Source organism: Enterococcus sp. DIV1328a (assembly GCF_050536905.1).
In the GTDB taxonomy this organism is placed as follows: domain Bacteria; phylum Bacillota; class Bacilli; order Lactobacillales; family Enterococcaceae; genus Enterococcus; species Enterococcus faecalis.
The window spans coordinates 2,213,655-2,239,567 of the sequence record NZ_CP172912.1; the positions used below are offsets into that span (position 1 = coordinate 2,213,655).

At 37.3% G+C, this 25,913-nt stretch carries 27 protein-coding genes and 1 other annotated feature; of the genes, 7 read left to right on the top strand and 20 right to left on the bottom strand.

The window, feature by feature from the left end; all coding sequences use genetic code 11:
• Positions 1–17: 17 nt before the first annotated feature.
• The 4 genes from rplJ to lsa(A) form a co-directional block, all read right to left on the bottom strand.
• Positions 18–518 (bottom strand): 50S ribosomal protein L10, encoded by a 501-nt coding sequence (gene rplJ, locus IGL93_RS10550; protein WP_002388423.1) that lies wholly within the window; start codon positions 516–518, stop codon positions 18–20.
• A 130-nt stretch (positions 519–648) separates the two neighbouring features.
• Positions 649–778 (bottom strand) — a sequence feature (ribosomal protein L10 leader region).
• Positions 779–840: 62 nt separating this feature from the next.
• Complete coding sequence (gene rplA, locus IGL93_RS10555; RefSeq protein WP_002356425.1) at positions 841–1,530, bottom strand: 50S ribosomal protein L1; 690 nt, start codon at positions 1,528–1,530, stop codon at positions 841–843.
• A 111-nt stretch (positions 1,531–1,641) separates the two neighbouring features.
• A complete protein-coding gene (gene rplK / locus IGL93_RS10560; protein WP_002356424.1) occupies positions 1,642–2,064 on the bottom strand; it encodes a 50S ribosomal protein L11 in 423 nt (140 codons plus the stop codon).
• A gap of 122 nt (positions 2,065–2,186) precedes the next feature.
• Positions 2,187–3,683 carry an ABC-F type ribosomal protection protein Lsa(A) gene (gene lsa(A), locus IGL93_RS10565; protein WP_010776056.1) on the bottom strand — a complete coding sequence of 499 codons (1,497 nt, stop codon included), beginning with the start codon at positions 3,681–3,683 and terminating at the stop codon, positions 2,187–2,189.
• 375 nt (positions 3,684–4,058) lie between these two features.
• On the opposite strand from lsa(A), the gene sdaAB reads away from it, so the two are divergent.
• Both sdaAB and sdaAA read left to right on the top strand, forming a co-directional pair.
• The gene (sdaAB, locus tag IGL93_RS10570) at positions 4,059–4,727 is read left to right on the top strand and encodes an L-serine ammonia-lyase, iron-sulfur-dependent subunit beta (protein ID WP_002414070.1); all 669 of its coding nucleotides are present in this window, start codon (positions 4,059–4,061) and stop codon (positions 4,725–4,727) included.
• Between the two features lie 22 nt (positions 4,728–4,749).
• Positions 4,750–5,622, top strand: a complete 873-nt coding sequence (gene sdaAA, locus IGL93_RS10575) for an L-serine ammonia-lyase, iron-sulfur-dependent, subunit alpha (RefSeq protein ID WP_002367199.1) — start codon at positions 4,750–4,752, stop codon at positions 5,620–5,622.
• Between the two features lie 64 nt (positions 5,623–5,686).
• Here the strand turns inward: sdaAA and IGL93_RS10580 are convergent, their stop codons facing one another.
• Genes IGL93_RS10580 through IGL93_RS10590 form a run of 3 tightly spaced genes read right to left on the bottom strand, consistent with a single transcriptional unit; the run spans position 5,687 to position 9,274 of the window.
• Positions 5,687–6,532: a M55 family metallopeptidase gene (locus tag IGL93_RS10580; protein WP_002362310.1), complete on the bottom strand. Its 846-nt coding sequence runs from the start codon at positions 6,530–6,532 to the stop codon at positions 5,687–5,689.
• Positions 6,529–7,632, bottom strand: coding sequence for a M42 family metallopeptidase (locus IGL93_RS10585; protein WP_002397881.1), 1,104 nt, complete (start codon positions 7,630–7,632; stop codon positions 6,529–6,531). The genes IGL93_RS10580 and IGL93_RS10585 overlap by 4 nt, the downstream gene beginning before the upstream one ends.
• Positions 7,633–7,645: 13 nt before the next feature.
• Positions 7,646–9,274: a peptide ABC transporter substrate-binding protein gene (locus tag IGL93_RS10590; protein WP_010776057.1), complete on the bottom strand. Its 1,629-nt coding sequence runs from the start codon at positions 9,272–9,274 to the stop codon at positions 7,646–7,648.
• A gap of 76 nt (positions 9,275–9,350) precedes the next feature.
• On the opposite strand from IGL93_RS10590, the gene IGL93_RS10595 reads away from it, so the two are divergent.
• Entirely contained in the window at positions 9,351–10,073 is a 723-nt protein-coding gene (locus tag IGL93_RS10595; RefSeq protein ID WP_002367202.1) for a MurR/RpiR family transcriptional regulator, read from the top strand.
• Positions 10,074–10,165: 92 nt separating this feature from the next.
• Here IGL93_RS10595 and IGL93_RS10600 read toward each other — a convergent pair whose 3' ends face one another.
• The 4 genes from IGL93_RS10600 to rpmG form a co-directional block, all read right to left on the bottom strand.
• Positions 10,166–11,053 carry an alpha/beta hydrolase gene (locus IGL93_RS10600; RefSeq protein ID WP_002356414.1) on the bottom strand — a complete coding sequence of 296 codons (888 nt, stop codon included), beginning with the start codon at positions 11,051–11,053 and terminating at the stop codon, positions 10,166–10,168.
• A gap of 110 nt (positions 11,054–11,163) precedes the next feature.
• Positions 11,164–11,709, bottom strand: coding sequence for a transcription termination/antitermination protein NusG (gene nusG / locus IGL93_RS10605; RefSeq protein WP_002384070.1), 546 nt, complete (start codon positions 11,707–11,709; stop codon positions 11,164–11,166).
• A 124-nt stretch (positions 11,710–11,833) separates the two neighbouring features.
• Positions 11,834–12,004, bottom strand: coding sequence for a preprotein translocase subunit SecE (secE, locus tag IGL93_RS10610; RefSeq protein WP_002356409.1), 171 nt, complete (start codon positions 12,002–12,004; stop codon positions 11,834–11,836).
• 20 nt (positions 12,005–12,024) lie between these two features.
• On the bottom strand, positions 12,025–12,177 hold the full coding sequence (gene rpmG, locus IGL93_RS10615; protein ID WP_002356408.1) for a 50S ribosomal protein L33: 153 nt from the start codon (positions 12,175–12,177) through the stop codon (positions 12,025–12,027).
• Positions 12,178–12,462: 285 nt separating this feature from the next.
• On the opposite strand from rpmG, the gene cbpA reads away from it, so the two are divergent.
• On the top strand, positions 12,463–13,101 hold the full coding sequence (gene cbpA, locus IGL93_RS10620; protein WP_002365057.1) for a cyclic di-AMP binding protein CbpA: 639 nt from the start codon (positions 12,463–12,465) through the stop codon (positions 13,099–13,101).
• Between the two features lie 455 nt (positions 13,102–13,556).
• On the opposite strand, the gene IGL93_RS10625 is transcribed toward cbpA, so the two are convergent.
• The 3 genes from IGL93_RS10625 to IGL93_RS10635 all read right to left on the bottom strand — a co-directional run bounded on the left by IGL93_RS10625 (position 13,557) and on the right by IGL93_RS10635 (position 16,966).
• Positions 13,557–14,300: a hypothetical protein gene (locus IGL93_RS10625; protein ID WP_010776058.1), complete on the bottom strand. Its 744-nt coding sequence runs from the start codon at positions 14,298–14,300 to the stop codon at positions 13,557–13,559.
• A gap of 777 nt (positions 14,301–15,077) precedes the next feature.
• Positions 15,078–15,965, bottom strand: coding sequence for a UDP-N-acetylmuramate dehydrogenase (gene murB / locus IGL93_RS10630; protein ID WP_002387193.1), 888 nt, complete (start codon positions 15,963–15,965; stop codon positions 15,078–15,080).
• Positions 15,966–16,051: 86 nt separating this feature from the next.
• The gene (locus IGL93_RS10635; protein ID WP_002359452.1) at positions 16,052–16,966 is read right to left on the bottom strand and encodes a Gfo/Idh/MocA family protein; all 915 of its coding nucleotides are present in this window, start codon (positions 16,964–16,966) and stop codon (positions 16,052–16,054) included.
• Positions 16,967–17,172: 206 nt separating this feature from the next.
• Here IGL93_RS10635 and IGL93_RS10640 point away from each other — a divergent pair, with 206 nt between their 5' ends.
• The 3 genes from IGL93_RS10640 to IGL93_RS10650 all read left to right on the top strand — a co-directional run bounded on the left by IGL93_RS10640 (position 17,173) and on the right by IGL93_RS10650 (position 19,207).
• The gene (locus IGL93_RS10640; protein WP_010776059.1) at positions 17,173–17,928 is read left to right on the top strand and encodes an exodeoxyribonuclease III; all 756 of its coding nucleotides are present in this window, start codon (positions 17,173–17,175) and stop codon (positions 17,926–17,928) included.
• A gap of 34 nt (positions 17,929–17,962) precedes the next feature.
• The gene (locus tag IGL93_RS10645) at positions 17,963–18,496 is read left to right on the top strand and encodes a 3'-5' exonuclease (RefSeq protein ID WP_002356400.1); all 534 of its coding nucleotides are present in this window, start codon (positions 17,963–17,965) and stop codon (positions 18,494–18,496) included.
• Positions 18,497–18,616: 120 nt separating this feature from the next.
• Positions 18,617–19,207 carry a hypothetical protein gene (locus tag IGL93_RS10650; RefSeq protein WP_010707185.1) on the top strand — a complete coding sequence of 197 codons (591 nt, stop codon included), beginning with the start codon at positions 18,617–18,619 and terminating at the stop codon, positions 19,205–19,207.
• 100 nt (positions 19,208–19,307) lie between these two features.
• Here IGL93_RS10650 and IGL93_RS10655 read toward each other — a convergent pair whose 3' ends face one another.
• From IGL93_RS10655 to IGL93_RS10680, 6 genes are all read right to left on the bottom strand, one after another.
• On the bottom strand, positions 19,308–20,990 hold the full coding sequence (locus tag IGL93_RS10655; protein WP_010776060.1) for an FAD-dependent oxidoreductase: 1,683 nt from the start codon (positions 20,988–20,990) through the stop codon (positions 19,308–19,310).
• Between the two features lie 96 nt (positions 20,991–21,086).
• A complete protein-coding gene (gene ahpC / locus IGL93_RS10660) occupies positions 21,087–21,650 on the bottom strand; it encodes an alkyl hydroperoxide reductase subunit C (protein ID WP_002356396.1) in 564 nt (187 codons plus the stop codon).
• Between the two features lie 240 nt (positions 21,651–21,890).
• Positions 21,891–22,580: an O-methyltransferase gene (locus tag IGL93_RS10665; protein ID WP_002381418.1), complete on the bottom strand. Its 690-nt coding sequence runs from the start codon at positions 22,578–22,580 to the stop codon at positions 21,891–21,893.
• 613 nt (positions 22,581–23,193) lie between these two features.
• Positions 23,194–24,198, bottom strand: a complete 1,005-nt coding sequence (locus IGL93_RS10670) for a lipoate--protein ligase (RefSeq protein ID WP_002356394.1) — start codon at positions 24,196–24,198, stop codon at positions 23,194–23,196.
• 32 nt (positions 24,199–24,230) lie between these two features.
• Complete coding sequence (locus tag IGL93_RS10675; protein WP_002356393.1) at positions 24,231–24,971, bottom strand: MBL fold metallo-hydrolase; 741 nt, start codon at positions 24,969–24,971, stop codon at positions 24,231–24,233.
• A 145-nt stretch (positions 24,972–25,116) separates the two neighbouring features.
• Positions 25,117–25,908, bottom strand: coding sequence for a DUF975 family protein (locus IGL93_RS10680; RefSeq protein ID WP_002365061.1), 792 nt, complete (start codon positions 25,906–25,908; stop codon positions 25,117–25,119).
• Positions 25,909–25,913: the final 5 nt, after the last annotated feature.

Below are 25,913 nucleotides of genomic sequence, written 5' to 3' on the forward strand. Positions count from 1 at the left end.
TTTGAATTAGACTGCAATTAAGCAACTTCTTCGTTTTTCTCTGCCACTGCTTTGACAGCGTAAGCCACGTTGCGGACTGGCGCTTGTAATACAGATAATAGCATAGATAGTAAACCTTCGCGGTTTGGTAGTTTTGCCAACGCAGTAATTTGTTCCACTGAAGAAACTTTTCCTTCGATGACGCCACCTTTGATTTCTAATGCTTTTGCATCTTTAGCAAATTCGTCGATGATTTTAGCTGGTGCTACTACATCGTCGTTGCTGAATGCGACAGCAGTTGGGCCTGTAAAGACTTCGTCTAAGCCGTCTAAACCAACTTTTTTAGCTGCACGAGAAAGGATTGAGTTTTTGATGACTTTCATTTCTACGCCTGCTTCACGTAATTGTTTACGTAAGTTAGTGACTTCTTCAACTGTTAAACCACGGTAGTCCACGATTACAACTGATGCTGCTGATTCAAATTTCTCAGCGGCTGCTTGAACTAGGCTTTCTTTTTTAGCGATTGCTGCTTCACTCATTTATTTCACCTCCTGATTTTGATGGTGGAGTTGGACTTGGTTTACGTTATGTAAAGTAGAAGAATCAAATGAAACTTCGCTCACTTCGTTCGCCAAGTATTGTTTTACATCGGCTTTTTTTCAAAAAGTCGTGTAAAACAACAAAACTCCATGCCACCGTAGACATAGAGGGACCGAATTGTATATAACTCAACAATTGTCCTCGGTAGGAAATTAAGACTTGCGTCACCTACTGTCTTCGGTACAGTTAATTATTAACCTCACTCACTTTACCATAGGGTAAGTGAGTGAGTCAAGAATTTTTTAATTATTTTCTTTCAAATTAGAAAGAAGCTTGGTCAACGTGGATTCCAGGTCCAAATGTTGTTGTTACTGAAATGTTTTTGATGTATTGACCTTTAGCAGTTGATGGTTTAGCTTTCAATAATACGTCGTTAATTGTGTTGAAGTTTTCAACCAATTTTTCGTTATCAAATGAAACTTTACCGATTGGTACGTGGATGTTACCAGCTTTGTCAACGCGGTAAGTTACTTTACCAGCTTTAACTTCTTCAACAGCTTTTGTAACGTCCATTGTTACAGTACCAGTTTTAGGGTTTGGCATTAAACCTTTTGGTCCTAAGACACGGCCTAATTTACCAACTGTAGCCATCATGTCAGGAGTCGCAACAACTACGTCAAAGTCGAACCATCCACCTTGGATTTTTGCAACCATGTCGTCGTCGCCTACGAAATCTGCACCAGCAGCTTCAGCTTCTTTAGCTTTTTCGCCTTTAGCGAATACTAAAACAGTTTGTGTTTTACCAGTTCCGTTTGGAAGCACAACTGCTCCACGGATTTGTTGGTCTGCTTTTTTAGGGTCAACGTTCAATTTGTAAGCAACTTCAACTGTTGCGTCAAATTTCGCGATGTTTGTATCTTTTGCTAAAGCTACTGCTTCTTCAACTGAGTAAGCTTTTGTAGCATCAACTTTTTTCAATGCTTCTTGCATTTTTTTGCTCTTTTTAGCCATTTTGTTTCCTCCTTGATTGTGGTTATAACGGTTGTACCTCCCACGTCTTTCATATCTTTAAATATGAAACGAACTGAGAAGCTACTTCTTTGAGTAAGTGTGGAATAAAAATTATTCTACGATGATACCCATGCTTCGTGCAGTTCCTGCAACCATGCGCATTGCTGCTTCAACGTCAGCGGCGTTTAGGTCTGCCATTTTAAGTTCAGCGATTTCTTTCACTTGATCGCTTGAAACTGTTGCAACTTTAGTTTTGTTTGGTTCACCTGAACCTTTTTCGATTTTTGCAGCTTTTTTCAATAAGACTGCAGCAGGTGGTGTTTTAGTAATGAATGTAAATGAACGATCTTCATATACAGAGATTACTACTGGAATAATTAAGCCTGCTTGGTCAGCTGTACGAGCATTGAATTCTTTAGTGAATCCCATGATGTTGATACCTGCTTGACCTAACGCTGGACCTACTGGTGGAGCTGGTGTTGCTTTCCCCGCAGGAATTTGTAATTTAACGATTTTTTCTACTTTTTTAGCCACGAAAATACCTCCTTAAGTTCTCGTGCGTGGTTAATGGGGTTGAGATTTCCCCTCCCACTCAACGTACATTTAAAACATACCCTATTACTATACAGGATTCCCTTTACTTTTTCAAGATGTTTTTATGATTTCAAGACAATTTTTTTATCCGTTATTTTCTTCATGAAATGCGCATCATGCTCAATCACTAGCATTGCAGGCTTCACAGATAAGATTAGCGCTTCTAATTGTTGATGATTAAACACATCCAAGTAATTAAGGGGTTCATCCCAAATATAAAGCTCTGCTGATTGAGACAATGATTTGGCTACTTCGACTTTTTTCCGTTGCCCCATACTCATTTGTTCAATTCGATTAGTGAAAACGGCACGCTCCATCCCAAGTTTTCGTAAGTTATTTAAAAATTGAGTGTAATCTAACTGATTTTTCTCTGCAAATTCGGATAAAGTTCCTTGATTGTCTTCATAATCTTGGCGCACATAAGAAATGGTTAATTGGTGAGCCAAAGTGGCTTCGCCTTCTGAATCCCCAGAAAAATTATCCAATAAATACTGAATTAAGCTCGATTTTCCTGAGCCATTTTTTCCTGTTATTCCGACAATTTCTCCCGCGTTTATTGAAAAAGAAAGTGGCGCAAATAGCCAATTTTTCTCGTAGCCTAGACGAAGCTCTTCCACCGTCAATAATGTTTTGTGATGCGTTGGTTGATAATCCATTGACAAAGGATCAATATACTCAAGATCTTTTAATAGTTTTTCTTTTTCTGCTAATTGTGTTTCGGCGCGTTGTTGAATGTGTTTCGAGCGCTTCATTACGCGCGCTGCCCGGGCACCAATGGCTCCTGTATCAAAAATCGCCCCGCTCCCTTTTTCCTTAGCGTTGCCGTACTTATCACCTTCACGGTTCATCGACCATTCCGCTTTTTTACGAGCGGTTTCTTTCAAGCGATTGACTTCTTTTTTGATTTTTTCATTTTCTGCTAGTTCAAAAGCATCTCTTAATTTTTTTTGCTCTTCATAAATAGAAAAATTCCCTTGATACAGTGTCAATTGACTTTTTTCAATCGCCAAAATATGATCAACCACTTCATCAACAAATGCCCGATCGTGGCTGACTAAAATAAACCCGTGTTTCTTTTTCTTCAAATATTCAGCCACTTGTTGTCTGCCAGCTAGATCTAAATGATTTGTTGGCTCGTCAATTAAAGGAAAGGCATTTTCTTCAATAAAAAGAAGACCTAATAAAACTTTCGTCTTTTCGCCGCCTGATAAAGAAGAAAAGGGCCGCCATAAAACTTCAGGATCAACGTTTAAAAGCGTTAATTCTCGTTCTAATTCCCACTGTTCAAAAGAAGTCACCTCTTGTAAGACATAATAAGTGAGCTGTTGTTCTTCTGCAACTGTTTGTGGAAAATAGACGAAATCGACTTGATGAAGAATCTCTCCTTGGTAATCCAACTGCTTTTGTAACAATCTTAATAAGGTTGTTTTCCCACGGCCATTGCGGCCAATCAATCCTAATTTCCAATTGGTATCCATCGTGATATTTGCCTGATCAAAAAGCAACGCTTCTTGATTATCATAGGCAAAAGATAGTTGTTTTAGTTCAATTTTCGACATAAATATACCTCCATAAAGCAAAATTGATGCAGCTTTACGGAAATCAGCGGCATCAATCCAAGGTATACAAAAAGACCCGTGGCTGAATTCTTTAAGCTAATTTCCGAAAATCCGCACACTCCACCCGTTATAATCAGGCAAAGTTATACAGTTTCTCTAAAAAATTAACTTAAATTTTCAACGCACGAATCCCTCTTTTCGTCTTTTATTATCTAGAATTTAGCATCTCTTCACTGATTTGTCAACGAAGGCCCCTTGCTTTCATTCTGATAAAAATTTAAATTATTCGCTAAAACACAAGCGATTGCCTAGTTCCCCGCCATTTTTTGTGTTAGACTTCCAATGAAAACATATTCTAATGAAGAAGGTGCTGAAATGGAAGAGTTACGCTTTAATAGTGTTTTTGATATTATCGGACCTGTTATGATTGGTCCAAGCAGTTCTCATACAGCTGGAGCGGCAAGAATTGGAAAAGTGGTTCGGAGTATTTTTGGACAGCAACCTGATAGCGTTGACATTTATTTATATGAGTCTTTTGCTAAAACTTATCGTGGTCACGGAACAGATATCGCCTTAGTTGGCGGCCTTTTAGGTATGGAACCAGATGATGAGCAACTAGCCAATTCTTTGGAAATTGCTTATGAACAAGGAATGGAAGTTTGTTTTATTCCTAAAAGTGAAAAAGCAGACCACCCTAATTCCGTTAAAATTGTGGTTTCTTCTGGCGACCGAAAACTATCTGTGACAGGAATTTCAATTGGTGGTGGAAACATTCAAATTTCTGAATTAAATGGCTTCAAATTGTCTTTAAGTATGGGCACGCCAACATTTATCGTTGTCCATCAAGATGTTCCTGGCATGATTGCTAAGGTGACCAACATCCTTTCAGCTAGCGATATCAATATTAGTACAATGACCGTTACCCGAGAATCTAAAGGGGAAAAAGCGATTATGATTATTGAAGTTGATCAAGCCGAAGTCGGTGACATTGTCATGCAATTAGCTGAAATCCCTCATATATATAGCGTCAACTATTTTGACTAAATGAACGTAAAGGAGTAATACGATGTTTTATTCAATTGAAGATTTGGTAGCTCAAGCGAAAGAGTACCCTTCTGTGAGCGAATTAATGATTGCAACAGAAATGGCTCATGGCGGGTATTCTCGTGAACGAATTATTGAAACAATGGAAAAAAATCTAGCCGTTATGAAACAATCTGTCGCTGAAGGAATCGCTGGTGTTACCTCAGTAACAGGGCTAACTGGTGGCGATGCAACCCGCTTAAATGATTACATACATTCAGGCAACTTTTTAAGCGGTGAGACCATTTTACAAGCCGTGCGAAATGCGATTGCTGTTAATGAAGTTAATGCAAAAATGGGCTTGATTTGTGCTACACCAACCGCAGGCAGTGCCGGAGTAGTTTCTGGCGTCTTGTTGGCAGTTATTGATCGCTTAAAGTTAACGCATCAGCAACAATTGGATTTTCTATTTACAGCTGGGGCTTTTGGCTTAGTGATTGCCAATAATGCCTCAATCAGTGGTGCCGAAGGTGGTTGTCAAGCTGAAGTCGGCTCTGCTAGTGCAATGGCCAGTGCCGCTTTAGTTGCGGCTTCTGGCGGTACGCCTGATCAATCTGCTCAAGCTGTGGCTATTACGATAAAAAATATGATGGGCCTCATTTGTGATCCTGTTGCAGGACTTGTTGAAGTCCCTTGCGTGAAGCGAAATGCATTAGGTTCTTCTCAAGCCTTCATCTCAGCTGACATGGCTTTAGCGGGGATTCGAAGTGTCATTCCACCAGATGAAGTCATCCACGCAATGTACCAAGTGGGTCGCCAAATGCCACAAATTTTCAAGGAAACCGCTGAAGGCGGTCTTGCGGTGACACCAACTGCACAACGTTTAAGCAAAGAAATTCTAGAGAAACAAAAATAGAAATAACTATTGCAAGAAGCTTACAGAAAAAAACGTCCATTCGTTTTTTCCGTAAGCTTCTTCTTTAATAACTTGTTCCGCCTAAACCAACCACAGCGACAATTCCATTCATGACATCTTTCATCGTTTCACCTACAAATGAAACAGTTCTACCATCAATGCGTTTAATCATTGGTAACATTTCAATACGATCTGCTTGTGCTGTCGTCACGCATTGCAATTTTACAGTTGCTGGTGTTTGCAAGGCATATCGGGGTAATTCAGACAACGCAAAGGAAGTTAACACCTGACTTGTAGTTGCTACGATAGCTTCCCGAACTTGTTGCATGGGTCTATTTTTGATTGCATAACGTCCCAGAGATTCTTTGGTGGAAACAAAGGGAACTTTGGACATCATTTTTTCTTGAAAAAGTTGTTCCTCTAAGCCTGATTCACCGATAATTAAACCAACAGGGACACCTAATTCGCTAGCGTAAGCTGCATTAATTGTCGTTTCATTCATCGCTAAGTCGTTTATTTTTAAATCATAAGCAACACTAGCGCTATACCCATGATCCATATTCCCTTTTTGTTTACCAATACCGGCATGATAACCTAAGAAAAAGACCACATCATAGCTACTATCCAAGCCACTCATCATATAATCCATGCGAGGAAAGCCGCTCACTAAGGAAATTCGTTCATCCATTTCTGCCAAGCGCGCATAAGCTAAATTCAATCCACGGCTATGCGAATCGGCAATAGTAATTTCTGTAATTTGTTCATTTTTGGCACTCTTTTGAATCCCTTCAATCAACCAAGCCACATGTTGGTGATATAATTCTCGGAATAAAACGGTGTCTTCTTTTTCCATATCAAATGTCGCAATACCTGCTAATCCTTCAATATCGCATGATACATAAATCTTCATTTGTTCCACTCCTTTGACAATGGCTGAACCAGTGCTTGAATTTTGTCAGCATCTAAATTTTTGATTAATTGAATGACTAATTCTTTCGCCGCTTGGTAATCTTGAAAGTCCACATAGCAATGGGGTGTGTGAGCGTAACGGACAGGAATTCCTACAACAATCGTCGGGGCTCCTTGAACTTGTGTAATCGCCATGCCATTGGTTCCACCACCACTTCGAACAGAAACTTGAACAGGAATTTTGTGTATTTTAGCAATCTCTAGTGCATACTCTTGAAATTCCGGATTCGTAATCATAGAAACATCAAAATAACGTAACATCGGTCCTTTTCCCATTGCTGATTGAATCATCTCTGGCGTTTCTGCCGTATCATCAGCCGGGCAGCCTTCGAAAACAATAGCTAAATCAGGATTGACTTGCTTTGCGGCAATAAGTGCTCCTCTTTCGCCAACTTCTTCTTGTGCAGTTACTGTCGCAACTAACTTGAATGGAAGCGTCTCTTCTTTCAACTCCTCCATGACATCCACTAAGCAAGCACAGCCAATGCGACAATCAAAAGCTTTTCCTAAAAAAAGATCTGTCTGTTCGTTGTAACAGCACGTCACATCTGGAATGACCGGTGCACCAAGATCGATTTTGTACGTTTCAATTACTTCTTCTTTTGAGGTAGCACCAATGTCGATCGTCAAATCAGCAATGGTTAATGGCCGCTGTCGTTCCTCTGGTGTCATAAAATGAGGGGGCCGACTAGTAACTACGCCTGGCAGATAGGTACCTTCCCGGTTACGAATCCGAACTTTTTGTGCAGAAATCGTATTTGGGACCCAGCCACCTAACGGAAGAAAACGCAACAAGCCGTTTTCTTTAATTGCTTGAATCATAAAACCCACTTCGTCACTATGAGCATCAAAAAGCACTACTGGACCTTCACTTAGATTATTTTTCTTCTCAAGATATAAATTTTTAATGGAATCTAGCCGTTGAATAGTAAAATCCGCAGTTGCGTGTTGAAGGATTCTAACGACTTCTGTTTCAAAGCCTGAAACACCATTAGCATTTGAAAGTTCCTGAATTAATTGAACAGCTTGACTTTTTTTCATTTTTTCCCAACCTTTACTTGTCGCTGATAGAGACTGATTTGTAATAGCCTGAACCTAATGGACCATAGACTAAATTTTGGACAGAATCGTCCACTAAGCGTGCTTCTGTTAATTGATAAAGAGGAACTAGGGGTGCTTCTTCCGCAACCAATTGATCCGCTTTTTGTAATGTTTTCCAACGTTCTTCATATTTGTTTGCATAAGTTACGTTTGCTTCTTGAAGCAACTGATCAAAGGTCTTATTAGACCATTTACCAAAATTATTGGAATTTTTTGATTGCAGTAAGTTTAAGAAATCGATTGGATCAGCATATACTGGCGTCCAGCCACCAACCACAATGTCGAAATCTCCGCTGCGACTTTTTTCTAAACGATTATTAAAAGGAACTGGTGAAACATTGACTGTTAAATTTTCTAAATTATCTGCTAAAGCTCCTTGAACATACTCACTGATTTTTTTAGCATTTTCTGTATCCGAACTTAAAATGGTTAGCTCCGCTTTTTCAATTCCTAATTCTTTTTTAGCCATTTGCCATAACTCTTTCGCTTTTTCTGGTTCACTAGGATTTAAATCTCCTAATTCCTCTGCAAAATCTTTTTGCGTTTCTTGATTAGTGAAACCTGTTGGCACGAAGCCAAGTGCTTTTTTTGAGCCATCATTTAAAACATTTTTAGCTAAACGTTCAGAATTTAATGATAATGCTATTGCTCGACGTGCATTCTTATTTGCCAAAAGATCTTTTTGCGTATTTAATTGGATATAATACGTTCCAGGAATTTCACGAATTTTCAAAGCTGCATTGTCTTGTTCTTGTGCAACAATTTCTCCAGAAATTTTTACAACATCTAATTCTTTCCCTTCGAAAAGATTTTTCCCAGTATTGACTTCTTTAACTACTTGGACATCCACCTTATCCAATGAAACATTCGCTTGATCCCAATAATTTTTATTCTTCACATAGGACCAAGTATTATTCGTGCCATCCCAACCTTCCAATGTGAAAGCGCCATTGTAAAGTGTTGACTCAGCTGATGTACCATAGTTTTTGCCCGTTTTTTCGACAAATGCTTCATTTAAAGGATAAAAAGCTGGCACCGCCAATAATTGTTGAAAATAACTCATAGGATAGCTTAGCTCTACTTCCAAGGTATGGTCATCAATGGCTGTTACCCCTAACTCTTCTTTAGATTTGCCACCGTCAACAATAGCACGATAATTTTTTAGCCCTTCAAAATAATACGCTTGCGGGGAAGCTGTTTTTGGGTCCACTGTGCGCTTCCAAGAATATTCAAAATCATTGGCTGTGATTGGCTCGCCGTTACTCCATTTTGCATCTTTTCGAATCGTAAAAGTATAGATTAAACCATCATTGGAGGGCTGTACTTTTTCAGTTGCCAATGCTGGTTTAGCTTCTCCTTTTTCGTCAAAGGAGAAAAGTCCCTCCCCTACTTGGCTCATTACATCTGCTGCGGTATTATCCATTGCCAACGACACGTCTGCCGTTGATAATTCCGAATCAATCCCGACCCGTAATACCTGTTGTTCTTGCTTTTTGGTTTCTTTCCCAACACTTCCACAGCCCGAGAGAAGTAGAACCATGATTGCTGCCAAAGACAGCCTTTGCTTTGTTGCCCTTTTCATAAAAACACCTCATTTTTTATTTTTTGATACCTTTTTCCCACAAAATTATTTATAATCTGATAAAGGAGGTTTGCTCATGAACTTAGATTACTTAAAAGAAACGTATCATTTAACAAAAACAGAAAGTCAGATTTTGTATTATTTGGATCAACAAAGTACGAACGCGGCCGATTTGAGTATTCGAGAAGTTGCCAAACACTGCTTTTCTTCGCCTAGTTCCATCATTCGTTTAGCCAAAAAATTAAATTTATCAGGTTATAATGAACTTATTTACAAATTAAAAGAAGCCCATTTTTCTCAGCCAATCCCTTTTGAAACAGCACCTTCATTTGAAACAACCAACGAGTTTTGTCGACTGCTTGCCAAACACAAGAGTCATTTATTTGTTATTTTAGGTCATGACTTTTCACGACATTTGGCGGCTTACATTAGTGAAGTTTTCAATTTTCATGGCATCCCCAGTATCACAACAGCCCATACTCATTCGATAAATAGTCAAAATAATCAGAATTTTCTTTTTATCATCCTTTCACATTCTGGTGAAGAAAAATACTTAAAAGAAACAGCTCTGCTTGCGAAAGAGAAAAAACATCCTATCATTTCTTTTGTTGGTGCCAAAAATTCAACTCTTGGTCGACTGGCAGATCTCGTTTTTTCAACTGACTCTTACAGCCCGTTTTCAACAAGTGTCGCTCAGCCACAAATGTTTTTTGGCCAAACATTAATCACCTTTGAAGCCTTGATTTGTGCTTATTTAAATCATGAGGATTCCATTCCAATATCTCCTAAAAATAAATAATTTTATTTATTATAGCTGAAAAAAGCTATTTCGCTAGCCAAAGTATAGAAAAAGGCACATGTTCCATTTTTTATGGAACATGTGCCTTTTTGCTATTTTTTACTCGGCCATAGAAATTCGATTAGCAATTGATCTACTTCAGGATTTTCATGTAATTGGCTATGTTGTGCATTTTCTCCTTTAATAATCTGGCTAGTGACTTGAGTTCCTCGCTGTCTTAGCAAGGCGTTGACTGCTAAGGCACTAGATAACGGTACTGTTCCATCACTTAAATCTGTTGGACTTAATTGACCACCAATTAATAAAATGGGCAGTTTTTCTGGAACAACATTAATCATCTCTTGATAATCCAAATAGCGGCTACTTTTTTCTGTGGGGCCGTTCTCTAGTTCCGTTTCGATGGTTTGCTGTTGACTCGTATCAATAAAATCATTGAAAGGTGCTCCAATGCTGACGAATTTTTCAATTTTAGGTAACGATGCGTCTTGCCCATAGGTTCCTAAATAACGTAAACCACTAACACCACCCATAGAGTGCCCGACAATATTGGCTTTGTTCACTTGATAATTTTTTTGTAAATAGAGTAATGTGTTTTTTATCCATTCTGTTTGATTCCATTCATTGTTTTTATTATCTTCAAATAGAACTTGAACACTGGGATTCGTCGCTTTGCCACTTAAAGCTCCTCGCTCTTTAACCACGGTCCCATCAGGTTTAACGAGTAGCACTAATTCTTGAGTTGTGGCACCTTGTTTCTCCAAGCGATGCAGTAACGAGCCAAACGAATTTTTAGTTCCTGCGTAACCATGAAAAAAAAGTGTTGGTGTTGTTGTGCGGTTTAACTCAACAGTTGCTTCTTTTGTGGCGGCTTGATTGTCATTCTTCGTGGTTGCCCCAATTTGGCAAGCACTTAATAATAGAACAAGACCCATTAGCAAAGAAAAATAACGATATTTTTGGGCATGTTTCATTTTTTTCATTCCTTTCTGCGATGAACTAAAAAAGGGCTTGGAAAAGAAGTCAGTTGACTGCTTTTCCAGACCCTACAATCTGTATCAATCAGCTGAACAATAGTTTGTCAGCTTGTTTATTAATCAATGTTATCGACTTGTTCAAAGTCTAATTCTGTACTTGTTTCACGACCAAACATATCGATGTTTACTTTTAATTTTTGTTTTTCTTCATCGATTTCTGTCACAACACCTTCAAGACCAGAAAAGGCACCTTCGATAATTTTCACTGTATCGCCTAGCGCTACTTCTAAGTCTGATTGACGGGTGCTCATGCCAATTGAACGTAAAATGTGGTTAATTTCTTCTTGTAATAAAGGAGCGGGTTTACTACCAGCACCATGTGAGCCTACAAAACCAGTTACGCCTGGCGTGTTACGAACAATATACCAAGAATCATCGGTCATAATCATTTCCACTAACACATAACCAGGGAAAGTTTTATGAACGATTTCTTTTTCTTTACCATTTTTGACTTCTTTTTCTGTTTCTTCTGGTACAACGACACGAAAAATATAATCGCCCATCCCCATGCTTTGTGCACGTGATTCAATGTTTGCTTTTACTTTATTTTCATAGCCTGAATAGGTGTGCAATACGTACCAATTTCTTTCAAAAGTTTCCATTACTGATTCGGCTCCTTTAAATGTTTTAGTTTATTTTTTTCGAGCAAATAAAAAAAGCTCAGTTTCCCGAAGCTTTTTCTCGAATACTATTATAGCACCCCTCGTCGGGAAATACTAGAATTAATTATTTTAAAATCCAGCCAAATGCCGTTTGGATAACAGTATCCATGATAAAGAACAATGCTGCAAATAAAATAGATGTTTCAATTACAACTAATGTATCTTTACGCAATTGTTTTTTTGTTGGCCAAGTTACTTGCTTCATCTCATCAGCAACGCTGCGGAAAAATTTCATGTTGATACCCTCCTCTAAATCTATTTCGTTTCTTTATGTAACGTGTATTGATTACAATATTTACAGAATTTATTGATTTCTAAGCGTTCGCCACGTTTACCTTCACTAACGGATTTAGAATAGTTGCGAGAGCCACAAACGGAACAAGCAAGAGCTGCTTTCTTTGTTGCCATGTTCTTCGACCTCCTCTATTCACAAATTTACTTCTTAACAGTACCATTATTCGAAAAAGTTGTCAAAGTTTAATTTACTTTTTAAAGAAGCGCTGTGCCGATTCTTACGTAATTTTTTACCATTATCGCGAATACGTGCTTGATTTCTTTTATAAAATATCTGATTTTTCTTTATTTTCTATTTATTTTAACAAAATTGCTTTTATTCTGAGGTCTCAGCTATTGTTTTCTGCTAAGTTATGATATGATAAATTTATTAAAAATGAACCCTTAGGAGGCCTGTTTATGTTATTAAAATCTGTAGTTATTAAAAAAGATAATTTAACAACAGTCAATGAATCTTGTACTCTAGAAGAAGCTCTTTCTATTTTAGAAGACTCAGGTTACCGTTGTGTCCCAATTTTAGACGAATCTGGAAAAATTTTCCGAGGAAATATCTATAAAATGCATATTTACCGCCACAAAGCAAACGGTGGCGATATGAGTTTACCTGTTACCTATTTGTTAAAAAATGCCACAAAATTTATTTATGTCAACACTTCATTTTTCAAGGTATTTTTTACTATTAAAGAACTACCTTACATTGCTGTTTTAGATGAAAATAATTATTTTTACGGCATTTTAACACACAGCACCTTATTAAATATTTTAGCGCAATCTTGGAATGTAAAACAAGGGAGCTACGTTTTAACAATTGCTTCAGTTGGTCAACAAGGCGACTTAGCAGCCATTTCAAAAATCATTGCCAAATATAGCAGCATCGCCAGCTGTATTACATTGGATGTTGATAGTGAAGAATTTGTTCGTCGCACACTTATTACTTTACCAGCCGGCACAACTGCCGAAACGTGTACAGCCATTGTAGAACATTTAGAGCGGAAAAACTTTAAAGTTGTAGAATTGGAAAATTTAGAAGACGAGTAAAAGAGATGACTCACTTATCTTGATACAAATAAAAAGAAATGGAACAGATGACAATACACAATCTGCTCCATTTCTTTTTACGTTTGTTTTTTAATATATTTTTGGGAAAAAATTAGTATCAGTATGCCGAACAGCACTATAAAATAGTTTGCTACCGAAATCTTTAACAAAGGTACATTTAGATAATCTACTATTTTTTTAGGAACATACATCAACAGAAAAGTTGTTAGCCAAAAGAACATCCTATTACTCTTTTTATTGGCGTAATACGCACTCATAAAAGATATACCAAAAATGATGCCAAAAAAAGTTGTATAAAAAGTGATTTCTGATTCTTTTTTAACAGCTAACTGAACAACTCCTAGAATAACCATCACTATAAATAGAATTAGTAATGTGTAATTAATCCAATAAAAAAACAATCGTTGCATTTAATCACTTCTTTTCCTAAAAATTTAAAAAGTACGATGCTGATAACCAATCAAAGGGGCACCTTTGTAACGATAAACTCCTCGCTTATAGAGCGCTACCCAACCATTTCCATTACTATCAAAAACTTTTGCCAACCTTTCTCCAGCAGAAATTCCACGAGCACCCATATATCCGAAAACGAAATCAGCAGCAGCTCTCGAAATTCTAAAAAGAGAAGCAAAGTAACCTATCCAAGAACCTAATCCCATATCAACAATTGTTGCAAAAACATTTCTACCTACTGCCAAATGTGTATAAGTCCACGGACCATTATAGATTCTTTGCAAAGGATTATAATCTTGTATTTTTTCTTTTTCACTATCAAAACTACCAATAATTGGTGACGTCTCTGTTTCAACCTGGTACGTTCCATCTTCTAATAAAATGCTTTTTTGTACAATAATATTTTCTCCTGTATTAACGACTGATATAGTTTGATTATTTTCGGTATCATTAATTTTTGTAGCCAGAACAACGTCTTCTTCCCCAATAACTGTTTTAACTTCTTCGCCGGAACCTGTATCTTCATACGAGCTTATATTAATAACCTCCGTACTCTTTTCAACAAAAGTATCGAAAACAGGAGCTGATTCATTTGAAGAAAAAGTTTCTCCTTCAGTAATTCCATCGCTGCTTACACTTGAAGTATCCTCTGCCAGAACTGTTACACTAGGAACTATTATCGTGCCAAATAAAATCAGGGTTGCTAAACAAATCAATTTTTTCATAATAAACATCTTCTTCTATCAATCTTATATATACAACAAGTATATAAGTTCATTGTATCACATTCATCTCCTGAAAATAAGTTTTTTCTCGTTTTTTTCAAATCTAAAACTAATTATTTTATCCCCAAAAACAAATAATTGTTATTTAATAAGCATTATTTTCTATCGAATATTTAGAACGAAAAAACTTTAAAGTCGTTGAGTTGAATTAGAAAACTTAAGAGTAACCTAAAAAAGAAGCAATGGTCTCTGCAGTAGGGAACAGACCTGAAAAACATCTGTCAACCAGCTTGTCATACTTAGCTCTTGGCATCTCACTCCAAAATAAATTGTTTATCGCATATAATAGGTACGTCTTATGATGAACTTACTTTGGAAATCATTCGAGAAGCAACAATCCAAATCGTTCCAATTGTGCGGGTATTATTATTGGCGATTTACTTAGGACTTTTGCTACCTTTTCAATCCCATAATTATCTCCATTCACAAGAACACTTTTAAAAATCAAAAGAGCCTGGGACAAAAATCACTGTGGATTTTTGCTCCAGGCTCAAAACCTGATAAACGACGGGAACAGAACCAACACTATGCGTTGCTCCGATTTCAACAACTTCTAAGGTGTTGAAATCGACATACGTCTAGCCTTCAAAAGAGCTACAGCTCTAAGAGTTGTGATGTTTAACTGTGAGACATGAACAGATGACATCATCGTACCTACTTGGTTCTTGGAGTTAAACACTTCTGTCCCGTCCTCTTTGGGCAACTAATGAAGTACTTCTAGACTTCTTCACCAATAATTCGAACTTCCGTTTGCAATTCAACATCAAATTTTTCTTTAATCACTTCTTGGATATGTGCAATTAATTCCACATAATCTGTTGCGGTTGCATGATCGATGTTAACAATAAATCCCGCATGCTTTTCGGAAATTTGAGCACCGCCCCATTTCAAGCCTTGTAAGCCTGCGTCTTGGATTAATTTTCCTGTAAAATGACCAACAGGGCGTTTAAAGACACTGCCACAAGAGGGATACTCTAGCGGTTGCTTCAGTTCACGAAGTTCCGTTAATTCATCCATTTGGGCTTTAATTTCTGCATGGTTTCCTTTTTCTAAAGCAAACGTAGCTTGCAAGACAATGCAATGTAATTCTTGAATTTCACTATGACGATAACGGAAATTCAGGTCTTCTTTCGTCATGGTTTGAATAGTCCCATCTGCCAACAGCACTTCTGCAGACTGGAAAACATCTTTAATTTCCCCGCCGTATGCTCCAGCATTCATATAAACAGCACCACCGACACTTCCCGGAATGCCACAAGCAAATTCAAAACCAGTTAAATCAGCTGCTAAGGCTTCGTAGGTTGTATCAATCAGCTTGGCACCAGCATCCACAATCATGGTGGTACCGGCTACTTTGATTTCTTTCATTTCTGTTAGCATAATCACGACATCGCGAATACCGCCATCACGAACAATCAAGTTGCTAGCATTGCCTAATACTAACCATGAAAGTCCTTGTTCTCGGCAATACGCCACAATCTCTTCGACTTCTTTTTTTGTTTTGGGTAAGGCCAACACATCAGCTGGGCCACCTGTTTTGGTAAAGGTTACGTTTTTTAATGGTTCATCTACTAATAAAGTAATTTCGTTTAATGTTTCTAACATAGCTTTAGTGTTCACGAAAGTTAGTCCTTTCTTTTCAAAATATCTGTCTTATTCTAGCATGATAGAAAGAAAGTTGCTAGTCCTCTTTAAAGAACATGCCGTTGTTGTTGGCGTAGCATTTCTTCACATAACGCATGACTTTCATAGACTTTTTCTTGCTTTAACTCTTGCTCTTGCGGTTTTTGAATGGCCTGAATGAAAGCAGTAACCATTTGGTAAAAACCTCTTTTTTCCAATGTTGGCGTCCAATCTCCCATCTCTTTTACTTGGTATTCTTCTTCTGTTTGGATGGTCAAATGCGTTAAATTTTCCAAACGATAAGTACCTGTAGGGCTGGTGACTTCAAAAGTTTCTGTATTGGCCCCAGAGTGTAAATCCATAGAACAAACAATTGTTGTCTGTTCGGTTTCTAATTGTAAAATTGCTCGTTTTAAATGACCGTTTTCTTCCACTAATTTTGACTGCACCACGTGGAGCGGTCCTTCCGCTAAATAAACGGCGGTATCAACGACATGTAAAAATAAATCATACATCATAAAACTTGTTTCTCTCGTTGTATTGATGCGGTTCTTTTTAATAAAAATTGTTTGTTTTTCAGGAATATTTTTCAATACTTCCGTATAAGGGGCAAAACGACGATTGAAGCCAACCATCAGGCGCAGATTTTTGGCTGCTGCCAATGCTTGTAATTCTTTGACTTCAGCAAGCTCTTCACTTAAAGGTTTGTCCACAAAGACGTGAATACCGGCCTGTAATAATTGGCGAACGACTGCACCATGCACTTTTGTGGCTACATGGACAAAACAAGCATCAATCTTCGCTTCAATCAATTCTTCTATGGTCCCAACGGTTTCTGTAAAGCCATACTGATCAGCGATTTTTTGTCGTGTTTCTGGGTTTCTAGTTGCTAATACAAACTCTGCCAAGTGGCGGCATTCACTATAAGTTGGCAAATACGCTTTTTGTGCAATGTTTCCTAAACCAATGACTCCAATTTTCATTCGTTTGTCCTCATTTCTGCTCTTTTTACTATTTTATCATAGACTACTTCTTTACAAAAATCAGTCATTTTCTCTTTTTCTTTTCAAGTATTTAAAACTTCTTTAAAAAGTATTAGAATAGAAGAAAGCACCAAGCGACCTTTTCTTTGGTTCTGGTTTGCACTGAAACGAGCAAAAGCGTTTCTTATTTGAAAGGAGTTTCAACAATGAAATGTATTTCTTGGAATGTCAACGGCTTACGAGCGGTTGTTAAAAAGAATTTTATGGATGTTTTTAATGAATTAGATGCAGATTTTTTCTGTTTACAAGAAACAAAATTACAAGCTGGGCAAATTGATTTAGAACTTCCTGGCTATCATCAGTATTGGAATTACGCCGAAAAAAAAGGCTATTCTGGCACAGCAATTTTCGCTAAAGAAGAAGCGTTAAGTGTTCGCTATGGCTTAGGTATCGAGACTCACGATCAAGAAGGCCGCGTGATCACTTTAGAATATCCAGAATTTTTCATGGTCACTTGCTACACACCAAACTCACAAGCTGAACTAAAGCGTTTAGCTTATCGAATGACATGGGAAGATGCGTTTCGTGCCTATTTAAACGAATTAAATCAAGAAAAACCCGTAATTCTTTGTGGTGATTTAAACGTAGCTCATCAAAAGATTGATTTAAAAAATTGGAAAACCAATCAAAAAAATGCGGGATTCACGTCTGAAGAACGGCAAAAATTTACTGAGTTGTTAGACAGTGGCTTCACTGATACATTCCGTTATTTTTATCCAGAAGCTGAAGGCATTTACTCATGGTGGAGTTATCGCTTTAACGCACGAAAAAATAACGCAGGTTGGCGGATTGACTATTTCGTTGTGTCAGAATCCTTGAATGAACGTTTAGTCAGTGCTAAAATCCATACAGATATTCTTGGTAGTGATCATTGTCCAGTGGAAGTTGTACTTGATTTTTAAGTGTTACTCAACGCGTTGAAAGGAGTTTTTTTTAATGAACTTTTACGCTTTTGACTTTGAAACAGCTAGTTATGATAAACATAGTGCCTGTTCCATTGCAATTGTTAAAGTAGAAAATAGTCGGATTGTGGATGAATTTTACACGTTAATCAAACCAGAAACACCTTTTTTCTGGCGAAATACGCAAATTCACGGCATTCATGAATCAGATGTTGTCAATGCGCCCAAATTCCCTGAAGTATGGCAACAAATTCAGCATTGTTTTCAACCAAATCGGTTAGTGGTCGCTCACAATGCAAGTTTCGATTGTAGTGTTTTGGCTGGCTGTTTAGATTACTATGGCTTAGAACAACCTAATTACCTTTCTTTATGTACAGTCAAAACGAGTCGCAAACTGTTTCCTGAATTTCCTAATCATAAATTAAATACCGTTTGTGAAAACCTCAATATCACTTTAAATAATCATCATGATGCTTTAGAAGATAGCCGAGCTTGTGCCGAAATTCTTTTACAGCAAGAACAACGATTTGGGGTTGAACCTTTAAAAAAATTAGTATTGGTGAAATAATCCAGTTCTTGTTTCCAGCGAAGGCGTTATCTCTTTCAGTGGCTAGTTGGCAGGAGATAACGTCTTTTCTTTTACATAACTTTTCCGCTAAAACAAAAATTTTTCAGAAAGGACGCGATGATGTATTCGATTCTTTACTTATTCACAGACTCTCTCAAAAATGCGTGGCGCTCAAAAAACCAATTTAGTACGTTGATTCTTATCTTTATTATTAGTTTTCTGACTTTTTCTGCTCTATTATTGACTTTGTTGTTTTCTCGATGGCTTTCACAAATGATTCTTCTTGATAATTATGCAGTGATTCCTCCCTTGAAAATTTTCAGAGGTTTGGCTGGAATCAGCGCTGGAACACTCTTTTTCTTCCTGATTAGTTATATTTGCCGAACTTTCTTCCTAACTTTTTTAGAGCAAAAAAACGACTTACTGATCTTAGCTCTTTTAGGTACGACAAAATTACAAATTTTAATTAGCTATGCCTTACACCCCCTCTATTATTTGATTTTTGTTTTGCCTTTAGCTGCTTTTCTAGCTAATAAGCTCATTCAACAGTTTATCCATGATTTTTTCAGCGAGGTACCTGGTTTAATGCATATCGATAGCTACATGCAAGATGTCTTTTTACCACTAACAGGAAGCCTGTTGTTCATTTGCTGTTGTGTCTTTTTAATTCTTTTTAGGAAACTCAATCGCCTAATCAAAAAAGGTACTTGACTAACTATGCGAAAAAAGTGAGAAATACATCATCTCGACGTATTTCTCACTTTTTTGAATGACTTAGGTTCTTTAGGCTAATTACTTTTTTCCGCCTCTTTTAAGCCAAGGCTTCAATAATTTCGGTCATTGTTTTTGAACCAAAAATCATTTGTTCGCCATCAATCAGCATTGCTGGAACGCTCATAATTTTCTTTTCTTTTTTCAACTCTGGAAACAGACTAATGTCCACCATTTCTGCTTCCACATGAGGATTAATTGATGCAATATGTTGGCAAGCGGCCACGACATCGGGACAGAAATGACATGTTAGTGAAACAAAGATTTCTATTTTTCTTTTTGGCAATGCAAGTATGTTCTTTTGCAGACTTACTTCTAACGGCTGCCCCTCGCTGCCGACATTATAAACCGCCAAAACCAACGAGTTTACTTCATGGCCACTAGGAATACCACTAAATTTAATTCCTGTATAGTTTCCTGCCGCATCTAAGAGCACAACGCTAGGCATTTTTTCAATCCCATACAGCAATTCTTTGGCTGGCTCAGTATCTTTCAAAATCGTTTCTAAAGTAATCTTCTGATCCAGACTTGCAAATTCTGTTAAAAATGACTGAAGTTCCAATGATTTTTCATCACTTGCATCCAAAAACTGAAGCAATGTCACTTTTTTGGTTAGTTTAGCGAAAATACCGCTTAATTGTTGGCGCATACTTTCTGGGAACCACTGATGCTTACCAGTAACTTTCGCTGGCTGTTTTTCTTTTGGTTGCTGACTGTTTGTTTCAGGGACAGATTGATTAGCTAATCGTTCAGTCATTCGCTTCGTTACAATCGGTTGACCTGCCTGTGTTTTTTGTTCTGTCACGTAACGTTGCGCATGAGTGGCGGCAATTGCACCGTCTGCAACCGCCGTCACAATTTGACGTAATTTTTTTATTCGTAAATCTCCTGCTGCATAAACTCCGGGAATATTGGTTTCCATATTTTCAGTTGTTGGCACATACCCACGGTCTAAGGCAATTTTTCCTTCAAAAATTTCTGTACTTGGTTTATTTCCAGCAAAAACAAACAGGCCAAATGTACTGTCTTTTGGCGCTTCATAAACCGTTTCTTCTCCCGTCTGGTTATTGACAAACACAGCTTTTCGGACAAAATCATCTCCCGTAATTTCTTTCACTTCTGTGTTATAAACAATCTTAATTTTCGGGTGATTTTTAGCCGCCTCCGCAGTTAATTTTGCACATGTAAAATCGGGTTCTCGGATAATCATCGTTACTGATTTACCGTAACGTGTCAAATAAACGGCCTCTTCCGCTGCTGCATAACCGCCACCAATCACAAAAATATCTAGGCCTTGGAAAAACTCCCCATCACAAGTAGAACAATAGGCCACGCCGCGTCCTGTAAATTCACTTTCACCAGGGAAACCAATTTTACGAGCAGAGGCCCCTGTCGCAATCAATACTGCATATGCTTGATAGGTTTGACTCGCTGATTGAACAGTTTTTATCGTTTGACTAAAATCAACATCAATAATCTCGTCTTTTGTAAAAGCTACACCGAAGTCTTGTGCTTGAATGCGCATTTCTTCCATTAGTTCTGGACCTGTTGTGTGACGAATCGCTGGATAGTTCACAATTTCAGAAGTCGTCGTTACCTGTCCGCCAATTTTGTCTTTTTCAATAATTAAGGTATCCATCATTGCGCGACCTGCATAGATACCTGCAGATAAAGCAGCTGATCCGCCACCAATAATAATCAAATCGTAGATTTCTTCTGTCACTTGCTTCTCCTCTTTCTTCTGTGTTTCAGAAAAAGAGCTGAACAAAACATTTTCTCTGTTTTATCCAACTCTTTGACCTCTATTTACAAAGCGAATTTAAATTTTACCAACTAAATCTAAGCTTGGCGCAATTGTTTCTTCTCCTGGTTGCCAATTGGCTGGACAAACTTTATCACCATGTTCTGCTACAAATTGAGAAGCTTCTAATTTACGAACAAGTTCTTCAGCATTACGACCAATACCCATGTCGTTGATTTCATAAGATTTGATCTCACCTTCTGGACTCACAATAAATGAAGCACGGTAAGCCATTCCAGAAGCTTCATCTAAAACGCCAAAGAAACGAGCAAGTTGACCGTTGGGATCGGCTAACATTGGATATTTAATTTTTCCAATCGTTTCTGTAGCGTCAGCCCATGCTTTATGCACATAATGACTATCTTCTGAAACAGAGTAAACCTCACAATTTAATTCCTGTAAATGCGCATAATGCTCTTGCATATCCCCTAATTCCGTAGGACACACGAAAGAAAAATCAGCTGGATAAAAGAAGAAAATACTCCATTTTCCTAAAATATCTTCTGTTGATACTCGTGTAAATTCACCATCGTGATAGGCATCACATTCAAAGTCAAAAAGTTTTTGATTAATTAAATTCATTGTCGTTCCTCCTCTGTTTTTTTACTCTTTAAGGATAACAGTTTATAATTATTCCGTCAATAGAATAATTATAAACAAACGAGGTTTTATTAACACATAATACTGTCATATTGAGAATTTTATGATTATCATTCTCAATTAGAAATAGCGAGATAACTTTTTAAATAACATAAAAAAGAAAGCGAATCATTAAAAGAACTTGCTTTTTAATGATTCGCTTTCTTTTTGTGAAGACATTCTTTAACTATCTAAAATAATCGTTTCTTTCTCTTTGGTAATTAAAATAACTCCATCACCAAGAGGAACTAAAGTAGAAGTTAAATCAGGGTGAGCCATGACTACATCTAAAAATTGGTTTAATTTACGATGAATCGCTCGATTTTTTTTCGGTACTTCCTCAGCAGGGTCTAAGATTGTCCCAGCTTGAAATACATCATCCACCATTAAAACGCCGCCAACTGGTAGCAACCGTAAACATTCAGGTAAAAATTCAATGTATTTTGATTTGGCACTATCCATAAAAATAAAGTCATAAGGTCCTTCCAACGTTGGTAGAATCTCAGCTGCTTGTCCTTCTAAAAGAGTGACCTTTTCTTCTAAGTCTAGGCGTTGGTAGGTTTTCTTCGCTTTTTTTATCATTACGTCAAAACGATCAATCGTGGTCACGTGACCATCTTCACCGACAAATTGGGCCATCAAGCTTGAAGAAAAACCAATTGCTGCCCCGATTTCTAAAATATTTTTGGGCTTTAGTTGTCCTAGCAAAAATTGTAGAAAAACTACTGTTTCGTGCGGAATAATCGGCACCCCTGCTTCATTGGCTTCCGCCTCCACTGCCCCTAATTCTCCGGGAAGTTTCTTTTGTTTTGTACGCATATACTCAACCAATTCTGGTTTAACGACTGGTCGATGCATCATTTCGTTTCTCATCACTTTCGCTCCTTTTCGTCCCTTTATTATACGAAGTCCTTGTTCCTCTGTAAAGGATTGAAATAGGATTCTTATTATTTGTTTGAAAATAACATGCACATTCTTAACTTCCTAGCTAAGTCCGGATTACTTCTTGTAAGCACATTTTTTCTTTGTTTCTGCTATTTTTTATTAAGTTTTATTCAGAAAACGTCAAAAAGTAGCCCTCAAGAACATACCTATTGATTTTTTCTCGTTATTTCTTATAAAAATACTTCTACATATGTTAATATTTTCCCTTAAATCACTATTAATTCTTGCTAATTCAAGCCCCAAAACAAGCCTATAACCTTGCTAAAATAAGAAACGTCAAATTTTACTACTTTGTCTGTAAAAATTTGATATCACAAAAGAAAGGAAATCTTGTATACTCTTTACAGATAGTGATTTATAGTGAAGCACATAACCAAATTCCCGGACTTGACTTGGTTCAAGTACATATGCAGGCGAGCTATTTGATAGTTCCCTGATAAAAATCGTTTCGACGATTTTGCACATAGCACTACCTTTCTAAAAGCTAAACATTATTTTTTAGCTAGAAAAAAGACAACCGTTTGAAACGGCTGTCTTTTTTTTAATAAATTAACCCAAGCAAATCTTCTTTTTCGATATTGCCAAAGTATTTTTTAACGTCAATTTGATCAATGGCTTCTTCTAAAGAAGCTTTATCATATTTCACGCCGGTTAAAATATCTTCAACATCTTTAATTTCACCAAGCCCAAAGAAGTCCCCAAAGATTTTAATTTCTTGAATGGCACCATCCGCCACATTCATTTTCATTTCAATTGAACCAATTGGAAAACGATGGCGACGTTCTAAGTTAAATGCAGGTGATTTACCATAATTCCAATCCCAATTGCGATAGTATTGCTCTGAAATTTTGTTAATAGCCGCCCAGTCTTGATCAGTTAATTCATACGTTTTAACTTGGTCGATCGAATCTACGCCGAAAATTTTCAAAAGAATTTCTTGGCGGAATTCTTCCGTTGTCATCTCTTGTTTATCTTCAGATAAAAATGGTTTAATGTTTGTTACCCGTGAACGAACAGACTTGATACCTTTAGATTCGATTTTATCTTTCCGTACTTTCAATGTATTTACAACTTCATCAATATCACTATCAAACATTAAGGTTCCATGTGCAAACATGCGGCCGTTGGTAGCGTACATCGCATTTCCTGAAAACTTCATATCATTAATCACTAGGTCATTGCGCCCTTTTAATTCGGCACCTTCAACGCCTAAGTCGTGCAATGCTTGGATAATTGGTTGGGTAACTTTCGCAAAATCACGGAAAGAGTTGCCGTCATCTGGCATAATAAAACTAAAATTCAAATTACCATGATCATGATAAACGGCGCCGCCGCCACTTAAGCGACGAACAACATGAATGCCGTGCTCATCTACATATTCTTTGTTAATTTCTTCAATTGTATTTTGGTTACGGCCAATAATGATTGACGGCTCGTTAATGTAAAATAAAAGGATGGGCTCATCTAAAGGCATTTCTGTTAACAAATATGTTTCAATTGCTAAGTTCACTCGTGGGTCATTATTTTCATTCGGTACAAAAATCACAATCGGTTCTCTCCCTTGGTATAGTTACTTTTTTAAATCTCAACTGTTAAATCTGGTTGGGCTAATGTCACTGGAATTTCCGTTCCAGCATAGTTTTGCGCTTCTTCCCGTAGTTGTTCCAATGACCCATGCTGTGGTAAATGGGTCAACATCAATTGTTTGACTTGTGCTGCTTTGGCAATTTCACCTGCTTCTCTTGACGTAAAATGTGCATGATGTCGTTCATTACCTTCAAATAAGTACGTATCCGCTAAGAATAAATCCGCGTCTTTTGCAAAGTCTTCAAAACTTGCTAAGTAACCAGAGTCTCCTGTAAAGACAAAGACTTTGCCAGTCGCTTTTTCAACAATCCGCATCGCGTAACAAGTGACAGGATGAATCGTTTCCATGAAAGTAATTAAAAATGGTCCTACTGCCAACTCTTCTGCTTCAAAATACTCTTTCCCTTCGGAAACGTTAGGAAGCGTTAGTTCTTTGAAATGCATTTGATCTTGTGTATGGCCATATATTGGCAAAATAGGAGTCGGTTCCAGCGTTGGATAAAGCTGACGATAATATTGTAAAACGCCTAAATCTGCGATATGGTCATGATGGTAATGCGACAGAATGACAGCATCTAATTTCAATGGATCTAGATAGTTTTCTAAACGCACTAATGTCGTACTGCCTGCATCAATAAGCAAATGAAAGCCTTCAGATTCTAACAAATAGGAACTTGTTCCTTCTCCTTTGTATGGATAAGCACCTAAACAGCCTAAGACAGTCAATTTCATGTGTGGACAACCTCCTTCAATACGATACTTCCATGTTACCATAAAATAACGGAAAAACGAGGTTAAAACGCTTAAATTTTCACAAAAAGACCAAAGAAAAAACCTGAACCCTTTGTCGAGATAACGAAGGATTCAAGCTTCTTTTTTATTCTTCGGCTAAACCTTTTTCTTCTAAGGCAGTTTGATAAAAACTAGCTAACGCTACATAGTTATAAGGAATCACCCATAATAGACCGATACCAATAGCTAAAAAGCCCACAATATACCAACCAATAAAAGAAAATTGTAAACATAAATATTGCCAAAAACGATTTTTCATTAAATATAACGCCTGTTTCAATGCCATCATAATTGGCAGTTCTGGATTATCAAAACGTAGCCACACAGCAAATTGAAAAACGCCACTCACAAATAAACCAATTAAAAAGATCAAGATAGTGGCAACGCCAAATGCTAGGAAAAAGGAAAAATCATTTAAGAAAAAGGCTTGGATTTCCTCTGGTGTAACTGTATTAAACATCAATTTGAAATACAAGGTTGTCCCTGCCCCAAATAAAATTGGTAACAAAAATAACAAACCAATTACACGTTCAAGTACTTTTTGAAGTAGGTTGACCACAAATAGCGGACCATAATATTTTCCTTGAAAAACACTCATTAAAATATTGACCCGCACCTTTTCACCACGTAACACCTTCAAGGCTGCGTAATATAGCGCATAACTTAACGCGAATAAAACAAAAATTTGCAGTAATACTGCGGCAAAACTACTTTGAAAAACTTGATTTTCACCAGAAAATAAATTTTGCACAATCGATGTTAAGAAGCTCTGTAAAACCACTCCTAAGAAAGTTAACCAAGCCATGATCCCCCATTGCCCATCAAGAGCTCTGCGAGCATTGGCACGATGTTGCGAATTTGTTACTAAACTTTTCATTCATT

Bases quoted from the DNA above. Each gene is read 5' to 3' on its own strand.
- rplJ (WP_002388423.1), bottom strand. From the start codon at position 518: ATGAGTGAAGCAGCAATCGCTAAAAAAGAAAGCCTAGTTCAAGCAGCC.
- rplA (WP_002356425.1), bottom strand. From the start codon at position 1,530: ATGGCTAAAAAGAGCAAAAAAATGCAAGAAGCATTGAAAAAAGTTGAT.
- sdaAB (WP_002414070.1), top strand. From the start codon at position 4,059: ATGGAAGAGTTACGCTTTAATAGTGTTTTTGATATTATCGGACCTGTT.
- sdaAA (WP_002367199.1), top strand. From the start codon at position 4,750: ATGTTTTATTCAATTGAAGATTTGGTAGCTCAAGCGAAAGAGTACCCT.
- IGL93_RS10580 (WP_002362310.1), bottom strand. From the start codon at position 6,532: ATGAAGATTTATGTATCATGCGATATTGAAGGATTAGCAGGTATTGCG.
- IGL93_RS10585 (WP_002397881.1), bottom strand. From the start codon at position 7,632: ATGAAAAAAAGTCAAGCTGTTCAATTAATTCAGGAACTTTCAAATGCT.
- IGL93_RS10590 (WP_010776057.1), bottom strand. From the start codon at position 9,274: ATGAAAAGGGCAACAAAGCAAAGGCTGTCTTTGGCAGCAATCATGGTT.
- IGL93_RS10595 (WP_002367202.1), top strand. From the start codon at position 9,351: ATGAACTTAGATTACTTAAAAGAAACGTATCATTTAACAAAAACAGAA.
- IGL93_RS10600 (WP_002356414.1), bottom strand. From the start codon at position 11,053: ATGAAAAAAATGAAACATGCCCAAAAATATCGTTATTTTTCTTTGCTA.
- nusG (WP_002384070.1), bottom strand. From the start codon at position 11,709: ATGGAAACTTTTGAAAGAAATTGGTACGTATTGCACACCTATTCAGGC.
- secE (WP_002356409.1), bottom strand. From the start codon at position 12,004: ATGAAATTTTTCCGCAGCGTTGCTGATGAGATGAAGCAAGTAACTTGG.
- rpmG (WP_002356408.1), bottom strand. From the start codon at position 12,177: ATGGCAACAAAGAAAGCAGCTCTTGCTTGTTCCGTTTGTGGCTCTCGC.
- cbpA (WP_002365057.1), top strand. From the start codon at position 12,463: ATGTTATTAAAATCTGTAGTTATTAAAAAAGATAATTTAACAACAGTC.
- IGL93_RS10625 (WP_010776058.1), bottom strand. From the start codon at position 14,300: ATGAAAAAATTGATTTGTTTAGCAACCCTGATTTTATTTGGCACGATA.
- murB (WP_002387193.1), bottom strand. From the start codon at position 15,965: ATGTTAGAAACATTAAACGAAATTACTTTATTAGTAGATGAACCATTA.
- IGL93_RS10635 (WP_002359452.1), bottom strand. From the start codon at position 16,966: ATGAAAATTGGAGTCATTGGTTTAGGAAACATTGCACAAAAAGCGTAT.
- IGL93_RS10640 (WP_010776059.1), top strand. From the start codon at position 17,173: ATGAAATGTATTTCTTGGAATGTCAACGGCTTACGAGCGGTTGTTAAA.
- IGL93_RS10645 (WP_002356400.1), top strand. From the start codon at position 17,963: ATGAACTTTTACGCTTTTGACTTTGAAACAGCTAGTTATGATAAACAT.
- IGL93_RS10650 (WP_010707185.1), top strand. From the start codon at position 18,617: ATGTATTCGATTCTTTACTTATTCACAGACTCTCTCAAAAATGCGTGG.
- ahpC (WP_002356396.1), bottom strand. From the start codon at position 21,650: ATGAATTTAATTAATCAAAAACTTTTTGACTTTGAATGTGATGCCTAT.
- IGL93_RS10665 (WP_002381418.1), bottom strand. From the start codon at position 22,580: ATGAGAAACGAAATGATGCATCGACCAGTCGTTAAACCAGAATTGGTT.
- IGL93_RS10675 (WP_002356393.1), bottom strand. From the start codon at position 24,971: ATGAAATTGACTGTCTTAGGCTGTTTAGGTGCTTATCCATACAAAGGA.
- IGL93_RS10680 (WP_002365061.1), bottom strand. From the start codon at position 25,908: ATGAAAAGTTTAGTAACAAATTCGCAACATCGTGCCAATGCTCGCAGA.